12 protein-coding genes and 2 pseudogenes are annotated in these 22,740 nt (G+C 38.5%); 13 read left to right on the forward strand and 1 reads right to left on the reverse strand.

Going from position 1 to position 22,740, the window contains the following annotated elements; translation table 11 throughout:
- The first annotated feature begins 24 nt into the window (after nucleotides 1-24).
- Complete coding sequence (locus RDV52_RS04565) at nucleotides 25-2,334, forward strand: outer membrane beta-barrel family protein (protein ID WP_004366825.1); 2,310 nt, start codon at nucleotides 25-27, stop codon at nucleotides 2,332-2,334.
- A 14-nt stretch (nucleotides 2,335-2,348) separates the two neighbouring features.
- Nucleotides 2,349-2,908: pseudogene (locus tag RDV52_RS04570) on the forward strand (cysteine peptidase family C39 domain-containing protein); the annotation flags it as partial.
- Nucleotides 2,909-3,305: 397 nt separating this feature from the next.
- On the opposite strand, the gene RDV52_RS04575 reads toward RDV52_RS04570, so the two are convergent.
- Nucleotides 3,306-4,904 carry an RNA polymerase sigma factor sigma-70 region 4 domain-containing protein gene (locus RDV52_RS04575; RefSeq protein WP_040556909.1) on the reverse strand — a complete coding sequence of 533 codons (1,599 nt, stop codon included), beginning with the start codon at nucleotides 4,902-4,904 and terminating at the stop codon, nucleotides 3,306-3,308.
- Nucleotides 4,905-5,113: 209 nt separating this feature from the next.
- On the opposite strand from RDV52_RS04575, the gene RDV52_RS04580 reads away from it, so the two are divergent.
- From RDV52_RS04580 to RDV52_RS04630, 11 genes and pseudogenes are all read left to right on the forward strand, one after another.
- Nucleotides 5,114-5,515 (forward strand): hypothetical protein, encoded by a 402-nt coding sequence (locus RDV52_RS04580; RefSeq protein WP_004366822.1) that lies wholly within the window; start codon nucleotides 5,114-5,116, stop codon nucleotides 5,513-5,515.
- Nucleotides 5,516-6,051: 536 nt separating this feature from the next.
- Nucleotides 6,052-8,355: an outer membrane beta-barrel protein gene (locus RDV52_RS04585; protein ID WP_040556908.1), complete on the forward strand. Its 2,304-nt coding sequence runs from the start codon at nucleotides 6,052-6,054 to the stop codon at nucleotides 8,353-8,355.
- A gap of 100 nt (nucleotides 8,356-8,455) precedes the next feature.
- On the forward strand, nucleotides 8,456-10,717 hold the full coding sequence (locus RDV52_RS04590; protein WP_004366820.1) for an outer membrane beta-barrel family protein: 2,262 nt from the start codon (nucleotides 8,456-8,458) through the stop codon (nucleotides 10,715-10,717).
- 166 nt (nucleotides 10,718-10,883) lie between these two features.
- Nucleotides 10,884-11,042: pseudogene (locus RDV52_RS04595) on the forward strand (helix-turn-helix domain-containing protein); the annotation flags it as partial.
- A 959-nt stretch (nucleotides 11,043-12,001) separates the two neighbouring features.
- Nucleotides 12,002-14,161: an outer membrane beta-barrel family protein gene (locus tag RDV52_RS04600; protein ID WP_004366816.1), complete on the forward strand. Its 2,160-nt coding sequence runs from the start codon at nucleotides 12,002-12,004 to the stop codon at nucleotides 14,159-14,161.
- The gene (locus tag RDV52_RS04605; RefSeq protein WP_004366814.1) at nucleotides 14,161-16,356 is read left to right on the forward strand and encodes a peptidase domain-containing ABC transporter; all 2,196 of its coding nucleotides are present in this window, start codon (nucleotides 14,161-14,163) and stop codon (nucleotides 16,354-16,356) included. Before RDV52_RS04600 ends, RDV52_RS04605 begins: the two co-directional genes overlap by 1 nt.
- A 15-nt stretch (nucleotides 16,357-16,371) precedes the next feature.
- Nucleotides 16,372-16,851 carry an HlyD family efflux transporter periplasmic adaptor subunit gene (locus tag RDV52_RS04610; RefSeq protein ID WP_004366812.1) on the forward strand — a complete coding sequence of 160 codons (480 nt, stop codon included), beginning with the start codon at nucleotides 16,372-16,374 and terminating at the stop codon, nucleotides 16,849-16,851.
- 324 nt (nucleotides 16,852-17,175) lie between these two features.
- Nucleotides 17,176-18,552 carry a DUF6242 domain-containing protein gene (locus RDV52_RS04615; RefSeq protein ID WP_004364128.1) on the forward strand — a complete coding sequence of 459 codons (1,377 nt, stop codon included), beginning with the start codon at nucleotides 17,176-17,178 and terminating at the stop codon, nucleotides 18,550-18,552.
- Nucleotides 18,553-18,609: 57 nt separating this feature from the next.
- The gene (porG, locus tag RDV52_RS04620) at nucleotides 18,610-19,302 is read left to right on the forward strand and encodes a type IX secretion system protein PorG (RefSeq protein ID WP_004364130.1); all 693 of its coding nucleotides are present in this window, start codon (nucleotides 18,610-18,612) and stop codon (nucleotides 19,300-19,302) included.
- 59 nt (nucleotides 19,303-19,361) lie between these two features.
- Nucleotides 19,362-20,108, forward strand: a complete 747-nt coding sequence (locus RDV52_RS04625) for an isoprenyl transferase (RefSeq protein WP_004366810.1) — start codon at nucleotides 19,362-19,364, stop codon at nucleotides 20,106-20,108.
- Nucleotides 20,109-20,120: 12 nt separating this feature from the next.
- A complete protein-coding gene (locus tag RDV52_RS04630) occupies nucleotides 20,121-22,739 on the forward strand; it encodes a BamA/OMP85 family outer membrane protein (RefSeq protein ID WP_004366808.1) in 2,619 nt (872 codons plus the stop codon).
- Nucleotide 22,740 lies beyond the last annotated feature (1 nt).

Here is a 22,740-nt window from a genome sequence, read left to right on the forward strand (position 1 = left end):
ATAAGATAATCTAACTTTATTAATATGAAACGTTTTACCCTTTACGTCCTTACTTTATTAGGGCTTACATGCAACAATCTGTTTGCGCAAGAATATTACAAGGGAGTTGTTCTCAATAGTAATGGAAATGGAGTAGAATTTGCAAACGTTGCTTTGCTAAGCTCTAAAGATTCTACTTTAATAATGGGTACAGTCACCAATTCAAAAGGGCAGTTCGAATTAAACTCTTCTTCAAAAGGATTGCTCAAAATCTCTTGTCTTGGCTATAAAGCTGAGTACGTAAACACAGAGAGTAACATACCTCTGACCATTACATTGCAAAACAGTTTCACCCTAATGAAAGAAGTTGTGGTCAGCTCAACAAAGCCTTTCACCCATATAGAAGGAGACGCACTGGTTACACACATAAAAGGTACGCCGCTCGAACGTTTGGGTACGGCAAACGATGTATTGAGTAGACTTCCTGGTGTGATGAACAATCAAGGAAACATTGTTGTGTTTGGTAAAGGTGTACCGGCTATTTATATCAACGGACGATTGGTGCAACACAACAACCTGTTAGACCAACTTAAATCGGAAAAGATAAAAAAGGTAGAGGTAATAACCAACCCTGGAGCACGATACAATGCCACCGTTAAAGCAGTGATACGTATTACTACTGAAAGAGAATATGGCGAAGGACTTGCTTTTGCTAATACAACAAAGATAGGATATCTCGACTATCTTTATGGAATGGAGACTATAAATATGAATTACCGAAAAGGAAAACTCGACATTTTTACAGACCTTGAATATAATTATCAGAAGACAAAGCAGACTAGCCAAAGTGTTCAGAACACCTATCTAACACATCTATACACACAAAACATAAATTTAAGAGGGAAAAATAAAAACCAATTATACGACGGAAGAATTGGTTTTAACTATACTTTCTCCCCTATACATTCGCTGGGGGTGTATTATAAAATAAGCCATAAACCCAGTAAATCGCAACTAATATGCAACACAAACTCATGGATTGACGATATTTTTGACGATAATAGCAGCATAACGTCAGCTATAGATGGCAATTCTACTACACACAATATCGACGGATACTATACTAACAATTTTGGTAAATGGAACATCAATGCTGCATTCGATATCCTATGGAAAACAGCTAATGGATTCAGCCATTACCAAGAAGTAAACCAAAACACCTCCAACAGAAACATCACATCAAGCATTGATAGAGATGCACGCTTTTTTGCTGGTGAACTACACCTGATGAGACCTTTTTGGAAAGGTATTATAAAATTAGGTACCGAATATACAAATAGTCGAAGCAAGGAAGATTTTGTGAATACCGGAAACGTACTTACAAATAATTTCCCCTTAATAAAAGAAGGAAACACTGCTTTGTATATAGAGTTGATGCAACGCTTTGGGCAAATAGCTTTTCAAGTTGGTTCAAGATACGAACACGTAAATAGTAACTACTATCAGAATGGACAAAAGATAGAACAGCAATCGCGCCGATACGATAGGCTATTTCCTACAGCACTTATAACCTTCCCCTTATCCAAAACGAATATTCAAATAAGCTACGCAAAGAAGTATATGCGACCTCTATACTCACAACTTGGAGGAAGCGTAACTTACATAAATCGCTATCTGTTTGAAAGTGGGAACCCTCTTCTTCGCCCAACTTATATGGACGAATTTGCATTGAATGTAAACTATAAGTGGGCAATGATGATGCTGAACTACACCCACACAACCAATAAAATTATCACCTCTGCCATCGATTATAAAACTACAGGAGCTACATTGTTTAAGAAAGAGAACTCTAAATACGACATGAACGAACTGCAAATGCTCTTACACGTGGCTCCAGAGTTCGGAAAATATCGTCCTGCGCTGATGGTTGGAATAGTTGCACCTTTCTATAAAGAGATTTATCAAGGTAAAACAAAGCACTTTAATCATATCATAACGATTATTCGTTTCAACAACATTCTTTTATTAAACCCTACCAGTATGTTCACAGCAGACTTTAGTTGGCGTGGTAAAGGAAATGGGGAAAACACATTTATTAATAAAACATGGCAAATAAATCTGGGACTAATAAAGCAATGGGGAAAACATTGGAAGACTAAATTCACAGTAAACGACCTCTTTAATAGTGCTAGAAAACAATCTATAGCAATGTATAGTGGTGTGAGAGAAAACTTTATGGAGAATCTATCCAACACACGAAGCGTTGAATGTACCGTAACTTACAGCTTTAACACAACAAGGTCTAAATACAAAGGTAAAGGCGCTGGTAGTAAAGAAAAAGAAAGATTGCAATAACTATATTGTGCATTATGAAACATATTATGCAGCATGATGCCATGCAATGCGGAATTGCTTGCATAGCTATGGTTTGTAAGTATTATGGTAGAATGTGTTCATTCGAAACTCTATCAAATACCTGTACTATAACCAATGAGGGTGTTTCAATGCAGGCTTTAAAACAATTGGCAGAAGCCTTAGGTTTTGATGTGCTATGTGGAAAAGCAAGCTTATATCAAATAAAAGACATAAATTATCCTTGCTTACTCCATTGGAACCAAAATCATTTTGTGGTACTGTACAAGGTCAAGAAGGGAAAGACATTCTACATTGCCGACCCCGCAAAGGGACTTGTTAAATATACTCTCGAGGAATTTAAAAAGCACTGGGTAAGCACACAATCGGGCGGTGAGGAAAAGGGTATCGCTATGTTCTTGGAACCAACACCTGCGTTTTATGGAAAGAAGATGGACGAAGAACCTAAAGAGGAACGCTCGTTTAAGTTCCTCTTTGGTTACATTAAGCAATATCGCAAGTACTTCGGTCAGATCGTATTGGGCTGCTCGTGGGAAGTCTTCTGCAACTCATTCTTTGAGGTAGGCAGAACGACTGAAAGATGGACTTAAATATATTGATAATTAATTGTGAACACCTACTTAGTGCAAAATAATTGTATTGATTGTTTATGTACTGACATTATATGAACTGCAAACTCGTATCGTTATGTATGGTGTGACAAAATATGACGTCATATTTGTTCGTTTGAGATATCTCAGACGAGAGTTTGTTATATCTCAGGCGAAGGTTTATGATATCTAAAATGCGACCGACAGACAATTGCTTTTCTGAAACCTTATTTTTGTCTCTGTAACTTGTTGTATTACATAATCTTGTAACATTTCCTTTTCAGCTTATTCTAATTCGCTCTCCGAAGCTGTATAAGGTCTTTATTTCATTAGAAGTATACTCCAAAGTATAACCGACATAAATTACGTTTTCTTGTTTCTTTTTTTTGTTCTTGAAAGTGCTGTTCTTATAGCACCCTCACTAATTCCTAATATTTTAGCTATCATAGCTTTAGAGTGCCCTAAATGCTGTAGAATGAAAATGAACTCATTTTTATAAGTAAGACTATTGTATTCTTCTTCGAGTTCATTGAGATAATTGGCATCAATAATTTTATAATATTCTATAAAGGCTTGAAAATCATATTTTTTCCAGGTAACAGTTGTCTTTCCGTTTAAAATACTGTCATAACATTGATGCCCAACTGCAAGGAAACCATTATGCCGTTCTTCAATTTTGGTTACTTCTTGTTCCAGTCTTTCTATCTTAAGTTTCTGTTTATCACGTGAAAATTCTGTATTGGCGAGAGATTGTTTTGCTTCAACAATCTGTTTATTTAAAGTAGCAATCTTTAATCTGTCATCTGCAAGAATAGATCTCATTTTCTGTACTCTATATCTTAAATAAATAAGCAAGATAGCTACACTTAAGATGAGTGCTATGATTGCTAATAGAATATAAGCATATACACGTTGTTGCCTTTGTTCTCTCAATTGTTGTTCAAAGTTGTTCTGCGCAGTTTCCAAGTCTTTTCTATTATCGGCTTCGGACATACTATCTTCCAAGTGCAATAACTGCATAGATAGTTGATTTGCTGATTTATAATCTTTATCTTGTAATTTCATATCACGCTTACCCTCTATGAGTGCATAGCAATGTTTCCCATTACATTGTTTCTCCGCCTTGTCAAGAAGCAGATAGGCTTCTTCTTTCTTCCCTTGATTATATCTGCGGGCAGCCATATATAAATAAGGTGTTATATTGCTCTGATTGCTCATAGCTTTGTGCATAAGCTGTTCCATCAATTCTGGATTTCGCAATTGATAATATTGACCAAGAATGTCTAAGATATCCATTTGTCCTTTCTCGCTCATTTTAGGCAAAAGTTTTAAAAGGCGTTGTATAGTTAGCTGAGCCTCCTTCGTTTTCCCTAACCCATTAAAACTTAAGGTAAGCAAATAATACTCGTATCCTACCCAGTCAGGTTTATGTAGTTGATTGGCTATTCGTAATGCCTTTTGTGCATATTGTATGGCTATTCCCAATGCTTCACTACACATATTTTGAAATGCAATACTTTCATAGATGTGATGCTGAGTAATGAGGTCATCTTTTGCAACAAGTTGTTCCGACCTTTTGTAAAAAATAATCCCTTTTTCTACTTGTCCTTTATCACACAATAGTTCTCCCTTCATGTAATAGCAGCGAGCCAAAAGGGCATCATTACCATTTTGCTCTAAATAAGAAATGCTTTTGTCCAAGTCTGTTTCATTCTTTATAGGTTGAGACAGCCTCCATGTTGTCAGAATAGAAAGCAAATTGTATTTAGCAAGTTCACTTTCACTCATATCTTTTTCGCTTATTTGGCGCAAGGTAAACTCTGCCTCGTTTAAGTTATCAGCAGCCAGAAGAGTATCAACAGTAGACAATTTCTTCTCTATGGAATAGTTTTTACACCCTAAAAGAATGAAAGAACTCCATAATATAAGGCAGAGATATCGATCTTTGTTTATCTTATTCATACCTGCAAAAATAAGAAAAATAGGCACATCATCAAAGCCTTTGTTACATTTTAAGGGTAAAATCACGAACTAAAAACAGATAAATATTTATTAATAAGATAGTTATCTGTTTTTGGAATGTAACACCTCTAAAAAACTTTTTCTCAAAATATTTGATATTGTTTATAGGAACTCCTACTTTTGCAAACAGAAAAATTAATTCTGATAGTATGGAGAGACAATTAAAACGTAAAGAATTAAAATGTATCCTTATGTTGATATGGATTATGTTGATTGGGAGTGTATTTAACATGAATGCTTCGACTTTCAATGTTGATGGAGATGTTGTAATTATACATACAGATAAACCGAAGTCATCAACAACAACTTCTAATTCTAAACCACGACATGCCCCGATGCATAGAAAAACTAAAATGGTTCGATTAGAATTTTTGCAAGACATGAACGATGTAATTATTCTGTTAAAAGAGTCTGGGCAGATAACGGAAACATATAATATAGGAAAAATTTTGTCTGGTAATGAAATTCCTATTAGTATATCGGCTAATTCTGGCGAAATTTGTATAGAGATCTATTCAGAAGGAGAAATCATTAAGTTCTTTTTATTCTAATTAGTCAGCATTATAAAAATAAATCGAAATAAATATATAATCTAGATTATAAAGCAGACCAAACTGTTAAAAAGGAGCAATGCCGGAAGCTAAAAGAAGGCAATAAAATCATTTTAATATGAATAATGAAATTTTTAAAGTTCTCCATAAAGGACAGAAATTATAGATGTAAATTCCTTGGAAATGCTAAAAGGTGGTATGGTTATGGCAGGCTGCCCTAATCTAACATCATGTGGTTGTTATAAAGCTGTAAATAGATCATGTGGTAATAGGAATGAGAGAAAACCCATTCCTGATCCCAATCCATCGAACGATTCTACTGGTACGACAATTTTAAAGCCTTAAAGCGTAGATAAAGTAATTTAACATCGTATAGTGAGCTTAATAACACAGAATTAAGCTTTAGAGGATAGAGAATAATTTTAAAGTATTAAGTTCACTACCTTAAATGAACAACACATATTAGAAGAGTGTCTTTTAGCCAATGTAGAGAAACCTATAGAGGCTATTCATAAAATAACAGCTATTTAATTATTATGAAAAGGTACATTTTATTTTTATCTGCAGCGTTAGTATGCTCTGTATACTCAAAGGGTCAAAGTATCAGTGGCAGGGTGATGGAGAACGACAGTACTTCAATCTCTTTTGCCACGGTGTCTCTACTTCAAGCGAACGATTCTACCTATATTTTAGGAGACATGAGCAACGAAGATGGAAGTTTTTCTTTCAATGCCTCTCCTGCGAACAAGCTGGTCAGAATATCCTATATAGGATATAAGACAATAGTGCTGCCTGCAAAGGAATGTATGACAGTATTGCTGGAACCTTCCGAACAGAGCATGAAGGAAGTAGTTGTAACGGCAACTCGCCCTACTTTCAAGTTAGATAAAGGAATGTTCGTCTCCAACATTCAGGGAACAGTATACAGCAAGCTTGGCAAAGCTATAGACGTGTTGCAGCAACTGCCAATGATGGGCAGCAATGGTGTAAGTGTGCTGGGAAGAGGAACCCCACTCGTTTATATCAACAATAAGCTAATGCGTAGTTGGAACGAACTGGAACGTATCCCGAGCAACATGATTAAGGAGATTAAGATTGACATGAATCCTGGTTCCAAATATAGTTCCAACGTGCGCGCAGTGCTTTTCATTACAACCTTAAAGCCTGTTGGCGAGGGATTGGGAGGAACTTTAACAATGAAAGAAAGTGTATCAAGCTGCTGGGAAACAGATGGCTGGCTCGACCTTAATTACCGCACGAAAGGATTGGACGTCTTTCTGAGTTCCTCGTTTGGCACTTTTGCAAATTCGCATTACAAGCGTCAGGATACCTATGACTTTCAGCATGCGGGTAAAAACATTAATGCCAGGTATGTAGGCGATGGATACAACTCTTCGAAGAGTGGCTTTGTAAGCATTGGTTTCAACAACCAGTTCACCAACAATCAATCGCTCGGTGCCACCTATACCTTCAACAGGTTGTTTGCAAGTAATTCCAACCAGAATTTCCATAATTATATGCAAAAGGACAATGTCCTCACGGAATTTGGAACAAGCGCCCATCAGTTTTTACAAAATGGAAACCATAATGTAAGCCTCTACTATGAAAATAAATTCAGCAATAGGCTGACGCTCAATATAGATGGTACCTATGCGCACAATAACAGCAATGGGAAGCAAACAGTTGTAGACGTGCAAAACAGTCACAGCTCTACACTTGTTCCCGTTACAGAAACCAATTCGGATATGGCGGCTCTGAAAACTGTTTTTACATCGTCTGTTGGCAATGCTAAATTGGAGTATGGCTTTGAAACTACTTATACACACTTCCATCAAAAGTATAATGTGGAGAACAACAACTATACAGGTGTACTGACTGCAAACGACAATAGTTCGGAACAAAAGGCAGCCAATGTTTTCGCCAATTACAGCAGGAGCTTTGGAAAACTCTACACCCAGTTAGGGGTAAAGTATGAATATGCCGATTATGATTACTTTGACAATGGAAAATTGCTAAGCTCAAGCAGCCGCACCTATCATCGCATTTTGCCTTCTGTCTATTTTTCTTATCCCATAAACAGACTGTCGTTAATGCTAAGCTACAATATATATGCCCAATGTCCCTCTTACAGTCAATTGGACGAGGGAATGCAATATATCAGCGATTTTCGTTACAATAAAGGAAATTCATTGCTGCGTCCCACTTACGAACACGAAATATCATTTAATGCATCGTATGGAGATTTCCAATTCATCACCAATTATTCCTACCAGAAAGATGCCATCATCACATGGTTCGAGGTAATGCAACAAATTCCAGCCATATTATCTTCAGACGTCAATCATTCTTATTCGTCTCTATACGCCAGCCTTTCGTATGCTCCTACATTATTCAGAATATGGAAACCATCGTGGAACATTTGGGGCAACAGACAATGGCTTACCTACGATGGGTTACGCTATAATCGTCCACAGATTGGTTTGCAATGGAAAAACCTTTTCATACTTCCAAAGAACTGGTTTATTGTGCTAAATACAAATGGAAATCGTAGGGGAAATGTAGATACCTATATGGCACAGCCAACTATCAGAATGGATTTCGCTATACAGAAGAATATGAAAAATTGGTGGATAAAGCTAAGTGCCTTGAACATATTCAATGCTAAGGAGAAAGGATACTCTCGGTACGCAAAGATATATACATCGCACTATGTGGATAATCGCCAACCTACCATTTGTTTGACAGTATCCTATTCATTCAATCCTGCCAAATCGAAATATAAAGGACAGACAGCTGGACAAAGCGAACTAAACCGCTTGTCATCAGGTCCTCGTTATTAAAAGTAAGAATAAGAAATGATATTCCTTATGAGGTATGTCAGTATGACGATCAAGGCATGCAAGCTTTTCTCGAAGAATTTACATTAAATAATACAAGGCTATGAATAGAATAATCTTTCTTTTAGTACTAAGCTTTTCATCACTTCAACTCATTGCGCAAAATATCAAAGGACAAGTGATTGATGAACAGCAACAGCCTTTACTTTGTGCAAATGTATTATTGCTCACTGTAAAAGATTCAACATTGATAAAGGGGACTGTTACTAATGAACAAGGGCATTTTGAGCTGGCAGCCCCTGACGTTCCCTATATTATTAAAATATCCTTTATTGGTTATGAACCTTGCTATTTAAACAATAGGCAAGGAAACATTGGAGCTATACAGCTAAAGACTAATTCTACAGACCTTAATGCGGTTGTTGTAAAGGGAAGACGCCCGACTGTTAAGGTAGGCTTGAACAAAATAGAGGTAAATGTGTCAAATTCCTATTTAAAATATATGGGAAAGGCTACTACTGTTCTTGGGAAAATACCGGGGTTGACAAAAGATTTGCAATTGCTTGAAGGAGGAAGTCCAACATTTGTTCTTAATGGCAGACCCGTCGATGTCAAAGAGCTCTCAACAATACCATCTTCTGAAATTAAGAAAATTATAGTTGATTCAAATCCGAATGTAGAATATAGTGCAACATGTAAAGGTGTTGTATATATAACAACTATCAAGGCATTAGAGAATACCTTATCTACAGAAATATCCAATGGCTCATTGTTTGCACGGCATTATATGGATGTTGCAGATTTCACATTAAATGAAAAATTTAAAAATATGAGTAATTTACTTTCCATAGGTTTCTCATACCTGAATACAACTCAGATAGACAACACTACTGAGAGCGTGTTTTTACCAACAAGTATCATTTATAGCACCAAAGAACGCCACACGCATGGGCAAGGGCGTGCTCTAACCTGGTTCTATGCAATGAATTGGGCACTTTCCAGCAAACAGTCGTGGGGGCTTCAGTATTCTGGCAATATAGGAAATACTCATACAACAGAACCTACATTACAAAAAATGAATGCACAATCCATGGATTACACTCAAGGTAAACGTGGAGTATCATATATCCACAACATAGGAATAAACTATAAATATTCATTTAATAAAATGAGTTCTCTTAGGTTTATTGCAGACTACGCTCATTACAAATCAGAGAATACAGGATTTGCCAATGCGATTCCTGAGGTAAAGACAAGTAGCTCAGGAATGTACAATATAGCAGGTGCTAAACTAACATACAGCACAAAAGCAAAATGGGGAAATTTCAGTACAGGCGCATTTACGTCTACTATGAGGAATAATGGAGGGTATTCATACAACAAGGAAGAAGAAAGTTATAAGACACGGGAGACCCTGTATGGTGCTTTTACTTCATACTCCAAACGTATAAAAAAGTTTCTTGTCCAGGTGGGGTTGCGAGTAGAAGCTGACAAGCGAAGGTTAGAATCACGCGAGAAAGGTATGTTTGTAGATTCTACAGAATGGAAAGTGTTCCCCAATTTAGTCGTAAATAGAGAATTGACAAAAAAATCATCTATTGGCTTGTCAATTGGTCAAAATATAGGAAGACCTTCATATGGTAATTTAAATCCATCTATAGACTATTACGATGCCATTTCGTATAAAGTAGGCAACCCACAATTACGACCTTGCATCTCCAACAACATTAAACTAAGTTACAATGCTGGCAACTTAATGACATCTGTAGCTTATAACTATAGTAGAAATACAATCATAGAGTTGCCTTCTTGGAAAGACAAAGGTATCGATAATAAAAATATTGAATGGCGACCTGTGAATTTTGTCAAATCATCATCTATAGTTGCTACTGCTATTTATTCTTATGGCTTTGGACCAATACAGGGAGATATTAGCTTTTATTACTCTAAACCTTTTATGAAAGCTACTTTTTTAGATGAGGAGCGAACATGGAACAAACCCAGCTACAATGTGAATTTGTCAGCCCAATGCCCAATAAGCAAGACTTCGATTTTAGCTTTCGACGGTTCTTTTGACAGTGCATATTCTGGAATGGTAACCAACCATCGTAGTTCCTGGACATTAAATCTTACCTATATGCAACAATTGTGGAAGGAAAGGCTGACACTGCTTGTTGTCGCAAATGATATTTTTCATACAGATAGAAGTAATACTTGGGATATGGAATATAATAATATTCGCACAACGATGGATAGTAATTTCGACACTCAATATCTGATGGTTAAACTAAATTACAACTTTGGGAAATTAAAATTGGATAAAACAAAGAAGTCGGCATCTAAAGATATTATAGACAGGTTATGATTATAAAATAAAAAATGAGAAAAAAATTTTCTTTGATTTTACAACGTGACTCTATGCAATGCGGGGCATCATGCTTGGCAATGATTTGCTCTTACTTTGAAAAGAATGAATGTATAGAGTATCTGTCGGAACAATGCTTTGCGACCACAGAAGGAGTTTCGCTACCCTACTGGGCAAGGAGGTGTGTGAGCGGCTGCATATCAGCCCCCACACCTTGCAGGACTATCGGGACAAAAGGATTATTCCCTATAAGCAGTTCGCAGGGAAGATACTTTATAAGGCTTCAGATTTGGAGAGGCTACTGGAAGAGAGTTATAGCGCATAGACAGGAGAAAACTCTTTTATCATATTGGAATTGCCTCCACCATATACTTTATACAAAATACATGGTAGAGGCCTTTTATTTTCATATTTTTGCTATGTATGAAACGTAGAAAACCATGCGAAAATTTGTGAAGAAGTACCAACCGTCCAAGAAATCGTAAGAAAAATTCCGCACAGAAGAGACACAATGGTACACACGTCAAAACACACAAAAGCACAGCCATGAATACGCCCAAAGAACAATTAGTGTGCATTTTACGGCAGTTTAATTGTTAATTTTTCGACTTTCATTGAAATTTCCGGACAAATTTCTTGCAATCTAAAGAAAAAAAGACTTTTTTTGCAAAAACAACAATAAAATATGCTTATGAAAGTAGTACTGTTCTTACCCCATATATCACCTCCAACATATTGATTAGAGTTCGAGTATGTAACGGAGGGTAAAGCGAAGCCTAAAAATCCATGCTTCAAACCATGCTTTTTGATTCCAATAGAGATATTAACCCTACAAGTGTGAGATAATATTTAGATAGTAAAGTCGACAATATTATATCCAGACCATACTGGTAAACAGGAGCGGTAGCCGAAAAGCTAATAGTAACGAGTAGGCATATTTATATAGTCCTTATGAAAGATTTAATTAAAAAGAGTTTTTTAGAGGAGTCTGAAGTTCTCTTAAAATCAGAAATGGTAACATTGACAGGTGGCGATAACTTATCCGACAAAACTGCAGATCATCCTGTAGTTCCTGGAATGTGTCCAACTACATGTTCAAACGGCTGCAGTACAAGCTGTAGCTCTGGTTGTTCAAAAACAAGAACAAGTTAATGAAAGTCCATGTAAGACCTGTAAAGACTATGAAGCTTGTAGAATTCCTAAACAAGTATGTTATAGAGATATTGTAAGAAAATATGGCACAAAACATTGGGATTATCCTGACGTAAATTGTCCAAAGTTCCTATGAAAAAGTATTTATACATTCTTTCTTTTTGTTTTTTGCAATGTGTACTAACGGGCTTTGCACAGAACAAACCTACCTCAATGTCAGACACAATAAATCTTTCTGAAGTAACTGTATTAGCAGAAAGACCATTTGTTCAATATAAAGCTGACAGAATGATAGTTAGTGTAGAACATAGTAAATTGTTAAAGGCACGTTCTCTTTCTAATATTTTGAATTTGATTCCGGGTGTAAATTATGATGGAGAAGGTGGTATTACCATTATGGGCAATGGTATCAAAATATATGAAAATGGAAAATTGGTAAGGTTAAGCGGGGCGCAGCTCAAAAGATATTTATCATCCTTGCGCGGTAATGATATAAAGAATTTGGAGTTGCTGCCTCAGGCAACAGCCGGATATGATGCAGAAGGAGGCACGGGTGTTCTTGTTATTAACCGTCAGAAGAAACATGAGTACGGACTATCAGGCTATGTGGGCAGTGAATACGAACGGAAAAGCAAAAATTTATTTTCGGAATTTGCAGGGTTAACCTATTCGTGGGGAAACGTTGCTCTTTATGCTAATATGGCGTTAGGGCAGTCAGCAAGCCTAAGTAAGATATTCGAAAGCGACTATGGAAAAAACATTACAATCAACAGTATATCTGAAAGTACAGATAAAAGTCTTTATTATATGCCTAAGTTAGGCTTTGACTTTTATATTTCTCCGAAGCATTATTTAGGCGTAGAATGGTCGGGCAACTATTCAAAGGATTATGCCAATGCCTGTTGGGTTCATTCTACTATTACCGACAATAGTCCTTATCAAACAAGTATTAGGAGTTATGCACCATATACATTAAAGCCTAATACCAATAATGTTACATTAAATTATGAATGGAAAACAGATACACTGGGCAGTAAACTGAACCTTCTTGCTGATTATGTAGGAGAAAGAGAACATGATTTGTACGAGTATGAGAATAAATACACCTTAGGTATAGGTGGGGATAGTATTATATCTAAATCGCAACCCTCATTTGAACACATCAACATATATAGTACACAGGTAGATTTTACAAAGTTCTTCAACCGCCATCAGTTTACGCTTGGTGTCAAGTATGTCAATGCCGGTATCAATTATGATAATAAGCTATATCTCGGAAACACGACATTAGGAGGAGTGTTATCGGAAGATGTTGACCAACGGGATAATTTCAGTTATGATGAGCAACGATATGCGATATATGGAATGTACAGGTACTCCTCACGACCTTGGGATTTTCAAGTGGGACTACGTGACGAATATACAGAATGGAATACCCAACAAAGAGTTAGAACCCAATTACATAACAACCAAAAAGGCAATAATTTCTTCCCGTCTTTCTTTGTGAGAAAAAACATGGGACAAGGGAATGCCCTGTCGCTTAGTTATACGCAATCGATAAACCGTCCGTCGTATCAGATGGTAAATCCATTTGTTTTTCATCTGTCCGAAACATCTTATAAGGAAGGTAATCCTAATCTGAAAGGCGAATTGCTGTACAATGCAGGATTACAATTCGTTTTGAAGTCAAGATATGTTTTCTCGTTATCTGCATTTTTTATTGATAGGAAAATCAATGAGGTATACGAACAGATGAACGAACAACAAACGCGCTACACATTAAGAAATGATGGCAATTTAAAGAAATTAGCTTTATACATGGAATTTCCTTTCACGTGTGGTATATGGAATAGCAGAAGTAATGTCGAACTAAGTGAGAACTTTTATCGGAACAGTACCAAACGTGTTAATGACTTTGGGCTTGTCCTGTCAAGTTTTAACCGTTTCAGGTTGTCCAAGCAACTTACTGCAATGGCTAATTTACGCTATATCAGGCATTATAAACAACTTTATCTTATTCAGAAATCAGATTACTTTGGAGTAGATATAGAGGGGGATTATAGTTGTTTGAAAGACAAGCTGAATATCAATTTTGGTGTAAAAGACTTGCTGAATAGCAGAGGAAAGAATCAACAAATATTCAAGAACGGTGACTTTGAGCACCGTACGGACTTTAATTTCATTTCCCGAAAATTCTTTGTCAGCGTAACATTTAGTTTTTCTGCCGGGTCAAAACATGCAATCCAGCATGATAAGACACACTCTAATGAAGAAGAAAAAGAAAGAATGTGATGAGTAGTTTTCCTTTGATTAGGCAACATGATTCGATGGAGTGTGGTATCGCATGCCTTGCGATGGTATGTAAATTTTTTAGAATCGAATATTCAATAGAATATCTTTCTAGAATTTGCTTTGCAACCACAGAAGGAGTCTCATTACTTGGTATTAATGAAACAGCTTTACAACTTGGATTACGAACTATCAGCGGAAGAATCAGTATTAATAAACTTTGGGAGGCTCATTACCCTTGTATTCTTCATTGGAATCAAAACCACTTTGTAGTACTGTACAAGGTTAAGAAGGGAAAGACCTTCTACATCGCCGATCCGGGAAAAGGACTTGTAAAATACAATCTCGAGGAATTTAAAAAGCACTGGGTAAGCACTCAGTTGGACGGTGAGGAAAAGGGTATCGCTATGTTCTTAGAACCTACTCCTGCGTTTTATGAAAAGAAGACAGATGAACAGCCAACAGAGGAACGCTCGTTTAAGTTCCTCTTTGGTTACATTAAGCAATATCGTAAGTATTTCGGTCAAATTGTTTTAGGCTTGCTCGTTGGCAGCCTGCTGCAGCTTATTCTGCCTTTCCTCACACAATCTATCGTGGATGTGGGCATTAAAAACCAAAATATTGGCTTTATATGGCTGATACTCCTTGGACAACTGATGCTTACCATTAGCCGAACTGCCATCGATTTTATCCGCCGCTGGCTCTTGCTCCACATCTCGTTGCGCATAAACATTTCGTTGGTAAGCGATTTCTTCATCAAGCTTTTAAAGTTGCCCATGTCGTTCTTCGACACAAAACTAATGGGCGACCTCATGCAGCGTATGGGCGACCACAACCGTGTAAACTCGTTTCTGACACAGCAAACGCTCAGCATCGTGTTCTCGCTCTTTACCTTTGTGGTGTTCAGCATTGTATTGTTATCCTATAACTGGCTTGTCTTCGCCATTTTCATGCTCGGCAGTCTGCTCTATGGCGGTTGGCTTGCACTATTTCTAAGGCGCAGAAAGGTTCTCGACTACGAACTTTTCGAGCAGCAAGCCATCAATAACAATAAAACCTACGAATTTATTACCTCCATGCAGGAGATAAAACTGCAAGACTGTGAACAGCGCAGACGCTGGGAATGGGAGGACGTGCAGGCTGATTTATTCAACGTACAGATGAAATCGCTAAAGCTCCAACAAACGCAGGAGGCTGGCAGCATATTCATCAACGAACTGAAGAATATTGTCATCACCGTGGTGGCAGCAACTGCTGTTATTCACGGACAACTAACACTGGGTATGATGCTTGCCGTGCAGTACATTATCGGACAACTCAACTCACCAGTGGAACAGCTAATGAGTTTCTTCTATTCTGTGCAGGACGTGAGGATTAGTCTTGAACGTATAAACGAAATACATCGCATGGACGATGAGAACGGAAAACAAGGATTGGAAACTTCAGTGAAAGAAGAAGATAGTGGTATAGACATGGAAAACATAAACTTTAAATACGACCCACATGCACTGAAAACTATCATAGATAATGTAAGCCTCACTATTCCCAAAGGCAAGGTAACAGCCATTGTCGGAGCGTCGGGTAGCGGAAAAACCACGCTCATCAAACTCATGCTGGGTTACTATCCCGTGCTGGGTGGACAAATCAATATTGGTGGAACAGATGTAAACACACTCAATAAAAAGTGGTGGCGCAGACAATGTGGCGTGGTGATGCAGGACGGTGTGATATTCTCCGAGAGCATTGCAAGGAACATTGCCGTAGATGATGGCGAGATAGATAAGGAACGACTAAGGAAAGCAGCCGAAATAGCCTGTATTCACGATTATGTGATGGGGCTGCCCTTAAAATACAACACAAAGATAGGGCGCGATGGTGTAGGATTAAGTCAGGGACAAAAACAGCGCATACTGATAGCAAGAGCCGTATATAAGAATCCCGACTACATTTTCCTTGACGAAGCTACCAACTCGCTCGATGCCAACAACGAACGCATGATTGTGGAACATCTGGACGAGTTCTATAAAGGCAAGACGGTAGTTATAGTGGCTCACCGACTAAGTACGGTGAAGAATGCCGACCAGATAGTGGTACTGGATAAAGGCAAAGTGGTGGAAATCGGCAATCACGAAACACTCACGGCAAAGCGTGGCGCATACTATAACCTCGTGAAAAATCAGTTAGAATTGGGCAACTAATAATAGAGAGACACTATGGCAGACAGCAAGATTGAACTCCGCAGCGAGAAGGTAAGACATATCATTGGCGAAATACCATCAGGAATAGTGCGCTATGGCATCACCATAATCACCATTGTAATATTGGGACTGCTGGTGGGGGCATACTTTATACCTTATCCCGAAACCATCAGTACAAGAATTGAGATAGCTGACAGGCGACAAGGAACAGTAGCCATTCCCTATCAATATGTGAATACTGTAAAAAAAGGAATGAACGTCAGCATTGAGTTGGAAGGATACGATACAGAAATGTATGGCGTAACAAACGGAACCATTACAGCAATATCTTCTACTCCACAACACACAGCAAATGGAAATATATTCGTTGCAAAAGTAAATGTAAAAAACTGCAAGTATAACATTGAGGGCGGAATGGCGGGCACAGCTTCCATACTTGTAAGCAACGAAAGCATGCTTCAAAGGATACTTCAGCGAGTAACAAGCTGTATATAACAACAGCAGACATCATAATCATTTTGTTGACATTTTGCATAAATCCTTATCCCATTTGCCTATACCTAATATGTTCGTACCTTTATATATAGTATGAGACTGAAGTAATCTTCCCCAAGTTTTGCAGACATGTTCCTTAACCAAGAAAGGAAAAGTATATGCAGCTTATGGTCGGCAAAACCTATATTTAGATAATTGGTCTTTACTTAAAGAACTTAAAAATAGGCATTAAAATCAATAATTTACATAATAAACTATCAAAAGTGAGCAGTATCTAAAGAATTCTACGTAAATTTGCAGACAATATAGTATAATTGCTGTCCAATGAAACATAAGATATATCTCCTTGTTGCAATGCTGACAATGGCACTTGCATTAACATCTTGCTTTAAAGATGAAGAAGAAACAAAAAACTATAACTCGCATGCCACTGCGATTATAGCTTTTTCTTTAAAAGAAATAAAAGCGCCGCGCGATACAACTAATAAGGCTGGTAAAGACACAACCATTATTGCAAAGTACAAACCTGCAGCGTACAAGTTCTACATCAATCAGAACAATGGGACTATTTTTAACCCGGATTCTTTGCCGTATGGAACGAAAGCAAAGGCTATGCTCGCCAAGATTGTAACCAAGAGTGGTGGAAAGATATTCATTAAGTCGTTGACCAACGACGAACAAAAAGTATACAACGAGAAGGATTCTATCGATTTCTCCCAACCGCGTACCATCATGGTCTATTCGCGCAACGGAGAATATCGCAGAACGTATACCATAACCGTAAATGTACACAAACAACGCGGGAACGAATTCAAGTGGAAGGCTCTCAGCGATAACGCCAACTTTGCATTGTTCGACGATGCGAAGATGGTAAGCTATAACCAAAAAATATTCATTTTTGGCAAGAAAGGCTCTCAAACTACATGTTACTTCACGTCAGAAAGCGATGGAAACACATGGACGCAAGTTCCCACAACTTTCAGTGCTACAAGCTATAAAAGCGTCATTGTAGCCGAGGGAAGTATGTATTTGCTTGACAATGGGCAGATTAAACGTTCTACCGACGGGGCAACATGGGCAACTGTAGGAACTGCAGCTTTACGGCAACTTGTAGGGGCTGGGACAACTGAACTGTATGCACTGTCGAACAGCAACATGCTTATGGTATCGAAGGATAATGGTGCAAACTGGATCAACGAGGCTTTAGATGCCGATGCTTCCAGACTGCCAGCCGAGAGTGTGGGCTTTATGTATCAACCATCAGCTACGAACAGTTCAATAAGCAGAAGTACGCTTTTCGGTATAAACACAACCAGCAATTATGCCGTAGCATGGACCAAGCTCATAGATGGGTCTAACACAACTGCAAGTTACAAATGGTCGTTCGTTGAATCGAACGCAGGCAACGCATTCAAACTTCCCAGATATAAAGACCTTAACGTGCTTTATTACAACAATAGAGCCATGGCATTCGGAGTAGCAGACGACGGTAAGTTTGCACAAGTTAGAGAAAGTGGCAACAACGGCATTGTCTGGACAGTCAACAAAGCTTATGTCTATCCTACAGAAACTCCTTCTGGATACTTCGCAATAACTTCCGACACCCAAAAGTATATTTGGATTGTAAGTGGCAACAAGGTATGGAAAGGCAGACTGAACAGCATGGGTTGGAGCAAGCAACAAACTGAATTTACGAAATAGAACATACAGGCTGGCTGCAAGAGACTATCTATCTGTAAGCAAACTACAAAACAAAATATGAAGCGTATCCTTTCCTACATATTGTTTCTCATGGCTTCTGTACCCATTCTGGCACAAGATGGTGAAGAATACAGAATGGAATTGGGTGCAGGAATAGGACTGATGGGCTACCTTGGCGACTTCAACGGCGCGCTGACAAAAGACCTTCAGCCTATGGGGACTGTGTTGGCACGCTATGCCTTTAATCCCTATATGGGACTAAAGTTCAATATCTCTTATGGGAAGATGAAAGGTAAATCGAACGATGTTAAAACCTATTACCCTAAATTTACCACAACGCCCTATGAGTTTAACAACACACTGGTAGATGTCGGGGCAGTTTACGAATACAACTTCTGGCCTTATGGTACAGGCAGGGAATACAGGGGGGCACAACGCCTGACGCCTTTTGTTTTCGGAGGAATAGGTGCGACCTATGCACAAATAAAGAATGGAGACAGGAAATCGGCTTTTTCAGCGAATGTCCCGATAGGTTTAGGCATCAAATATAAATTAGGAGAACGAACAAACATTGGATTGGAATGGGCAATGCATTTCTGTCTATCCGACGAATTGGACGGGCAAAAGGATCCTTACGACATAAAGAGTAGTGGAGCTTTTAAGAATACTGACTGTTATTCTACACTGCAACTCACCATTACCTATAGTTTTATGACTAAATGTCGGACTTGTCATAACGAAGACGAATAAAAACCGTTTGCTTGTTATCCAACAATTGAATATATAAGACGATACAATCTTCGAAGAATATGGTAGAAGAATTAGATATGAAACGCATACCACGACATATTGCCATTATTATGGATGGCAATGGACGTTGGGCTACGGAACGCAATAAGCCCAGGTCGTTTGGACATCAGGCGGGCGTGGAGACTGTACGCCGAATAACTTCTGAATGCACAAGGTTAGGCGTGAAATACCTAACACTTTACACATTCTCGACAGAAAATTGGAATCGACCGTCCGATGAAATAGCAGCGCTTATGGGATTGGTACTGACTTCTCTTGAAGACGAAATATTTATGAAGAATAATGTACGCTTCCAGGTCATCGGAGACATTGGGCGACTTCCATCAGCCGTGGCAGAAAAACTAAGAGAGACGATTGAGCATACTTCAAAAAATGATGCTATGACAATGGTTGTTGCGCTAAGTTATTCGGCACGCTGGGAACTTACAGAAGCTACAAAACAAATAGCTGCAAAAGTGCAGAAAGGCGAATTGAAGATAGATGATATTGATGAGAATATCATTAATGGTCATCTTTGTACAAACTTCATGCCCGACCCCGACCTACTTATAAGAACAGGAGGAGAGTTCCGCATTTCCAACTATCTGCTTTGGCAGGTAGCCTATTCGGAACTATACTTCTGTGACACTTATTGGCCAGATTTCAAAGAGTCCGATCTACACAAAGCAATAATTGACTACCAAAGTCGGCAGCGTCGCTTCGGGAAGACAGAGAAACAAATAGAAACAGAACTTAAAAATAAATAAGATACGCTATAGATGAGTAATACGAAAAAGGTCTTAATATTCTTGGCTTTTATTTTCAGTATCAGTTTGCAAATAAAAGCACAACAGAAGATCGTAAACCCAGTCATTTCATATGCGGCTAACCCACAAACGTATAAGTTAGCTGGCATATCTGTGTCGGGAATAGATGGCTACGAAGATTATGTCCTGATAGGAATATCTGGATTAACTGTTGGGCAAGATATTGAAATTCCAGGAACTTCCATCACAAACGCAGTAAAGCGATATTGGAAACATGGTCTGTTCTCGGACGTCTCAATCGCAGTAGATTCCTTGGTAGGAGATAACGCATATCTCCATATCTATCTAAAGGCACGTCCACGTATCTCAACCATTAACTATTATGGACTGAAGAAAAGTGAGCGCGAAGATATGGACCAGAAATTGGGAATTATGAAAGGAGGACAAATAACCCCCAACATGATAGACCGTGCCCAGATACTTGCCAAGAAGTATTTTGAAGACAAAGGATATAAGGACGCTACTGTGCAAATTCGACAACGTAACGATGTAACTGCAAAAAATCAGGTTATTCTCGATGTAGACGTAGATAAAAAAGAAAAGAAAAAGGTGCGCCACATCATAATTGACGGTAATGCACAACTGCCAAATAAAGAGATAAAAGGTACATTCTTCAAGAAAGGCGCCTTCACCAAGACAAACGAGGCAGGAAAACTGTCGACTCTTCTTAAAGCGAAAAAGTTTACCCCTGAACGTTGGGAAGAAGACAAGAAACACTTAATAGAGAAGTATTACGAACACGGTTTCCGTGATGCAACTATTCTGAAAGATAGTATCTGGAATGCAGACGACAAACATGTCAATGTATATGTAAAGGTAGACGAAGGCAAGAAATATTATATCCGAAACATCACGTGGGTGGGTAATACTGTCTATTCTACAGATTTCCTTAACTCTTTGCTCGATATAAAGAAGGGCGACGTTTACAATCAGAAATTCCTTAACAAACGCTTGTCGGAAGACGAATCATCTGTTGGTAACCAATATTGGGACCACGGTTATCTCTTCTATAACCTACAACCTACAGAGGTAAATATCGTTGGCGATTCTGTAGATTTGGAAATGCGTATCTACGAAGGACAGCAAGCGCGTATCAAGCGTGTGCGCATTAATGGTAACGACCGTATTTACGAGAATGTCGTCCGCCGTGAATTGCGTACAAAGCCAGGCGACCTTTTCTCTAAGGCTGCACTGATGCGTACTGCGCGCGATTTGGCTTCAATGGGACACTTCGACCCAGAATCCGTAAACCCAGAGCCAAAACCCAATTACGAAGATGGAACAGTAGACATTAACTGGAATTTAAAACAGAAGTCGAACGACCAAATACAACTATCGTTAGGTTGGGGACAGATGGGTCCACTGCTGCAAATGGGCTTAAAACTGAACAACTTCTCTATTGCAAACTTGCTCAAGAAGAACAAGGAGCACAGAGGCTTCCTGCCTGTTGGCGACGGTGAAACAATGTCGTTAAACGCTCAGACCAATGGCAAATACTATCAATCGTATGGATTACAGTACGCAACGAATTGGTTTGGCGGGAAACGTCCCATTCAGTTTACACTTGGTGCGAACTTCTCCAAATCCACCGGTTTAAATTCCAACTACTACAATCGCAGTTATATGGAAAACTACTATAACTATATGTATGGTGTGGGCAATTACAGTTACAATAACTATGAGAATTATCTCGATCCTGACAAATACATTCAAATTTGGGGGTTCTATGCTGGTTGGGGTAAGCGTTTAAGATGGCCTGATGATTATTTCCAGTTATCTCTGCAATTGTCGTACCAACGTTATATCTTGAAGAATTGGCGCTACTTCTTTGTAATGTCAAATGGTACAGCCAACAATTTAAGTTTGAACATTACGCTTAACCGAAGCTCTACCGACAACCAACTATTCCCTCGTACCGGTTCAGAATTCACAGCTTCACTTTCAATTACTCCACCATGGTCTAAATTCGACAAGAAAGATTATAAACATCTTGCAAACGACCGCTTCTCTGCAACTTACCAGCAAGAGCAACAAGAAAAGTATCGTTGGGTGGAATATCACAAATGGAAGTTTAAGGCACGTACCTTTACAGCTCTCAGCAATGGCAATAAATGTTTCGTGCTCATGACGCGTGTTGAATTTGGTCTGTTAGGAAGCTACAATAAGTACAAGAAGAGTCCGTTTGAAACCTTCTATATGGGGGGCGATGGCATGAGCGGATATTCTTCAAACTATGCTCAAGAAACGATAGGTCTGCGAGGTTACGATAACGGGCAGCTTACACAACACGGAGAAGGTTATGCTTACGACCGTATGACACTCGAACTTCGTTACCCACTTCTTTTAGGCAATACAACTATTTATGGCCTTGGCTTCTTGGAAGCTGGTAATGCATGGACAGAGACTTCCAAGTTTAATCCATTCGACATGAAACGTTCTGCCGGAATTGGTGTACGTATCTTCCTTCCAATGGTTGGCATGATGGGTATCGACTGGGCTTACGGCTTCGATAAAGTCTTTGGTAAAAAAGGAGGAAGTCAGTTCCACTTTATTTTGGGACAAGAATTCTGAC

It is taken from the genome of Prevotella nigrescens (assembly GCF_031191185.1).
In the GTDB taxonomy this organism is placed as follows: domain Bacteria; phylum Bacteroidota; class Bacteroidia; order Bacteroidales; family Bacteroidaceae; genus Prevotella; species Prevotella nigrescens.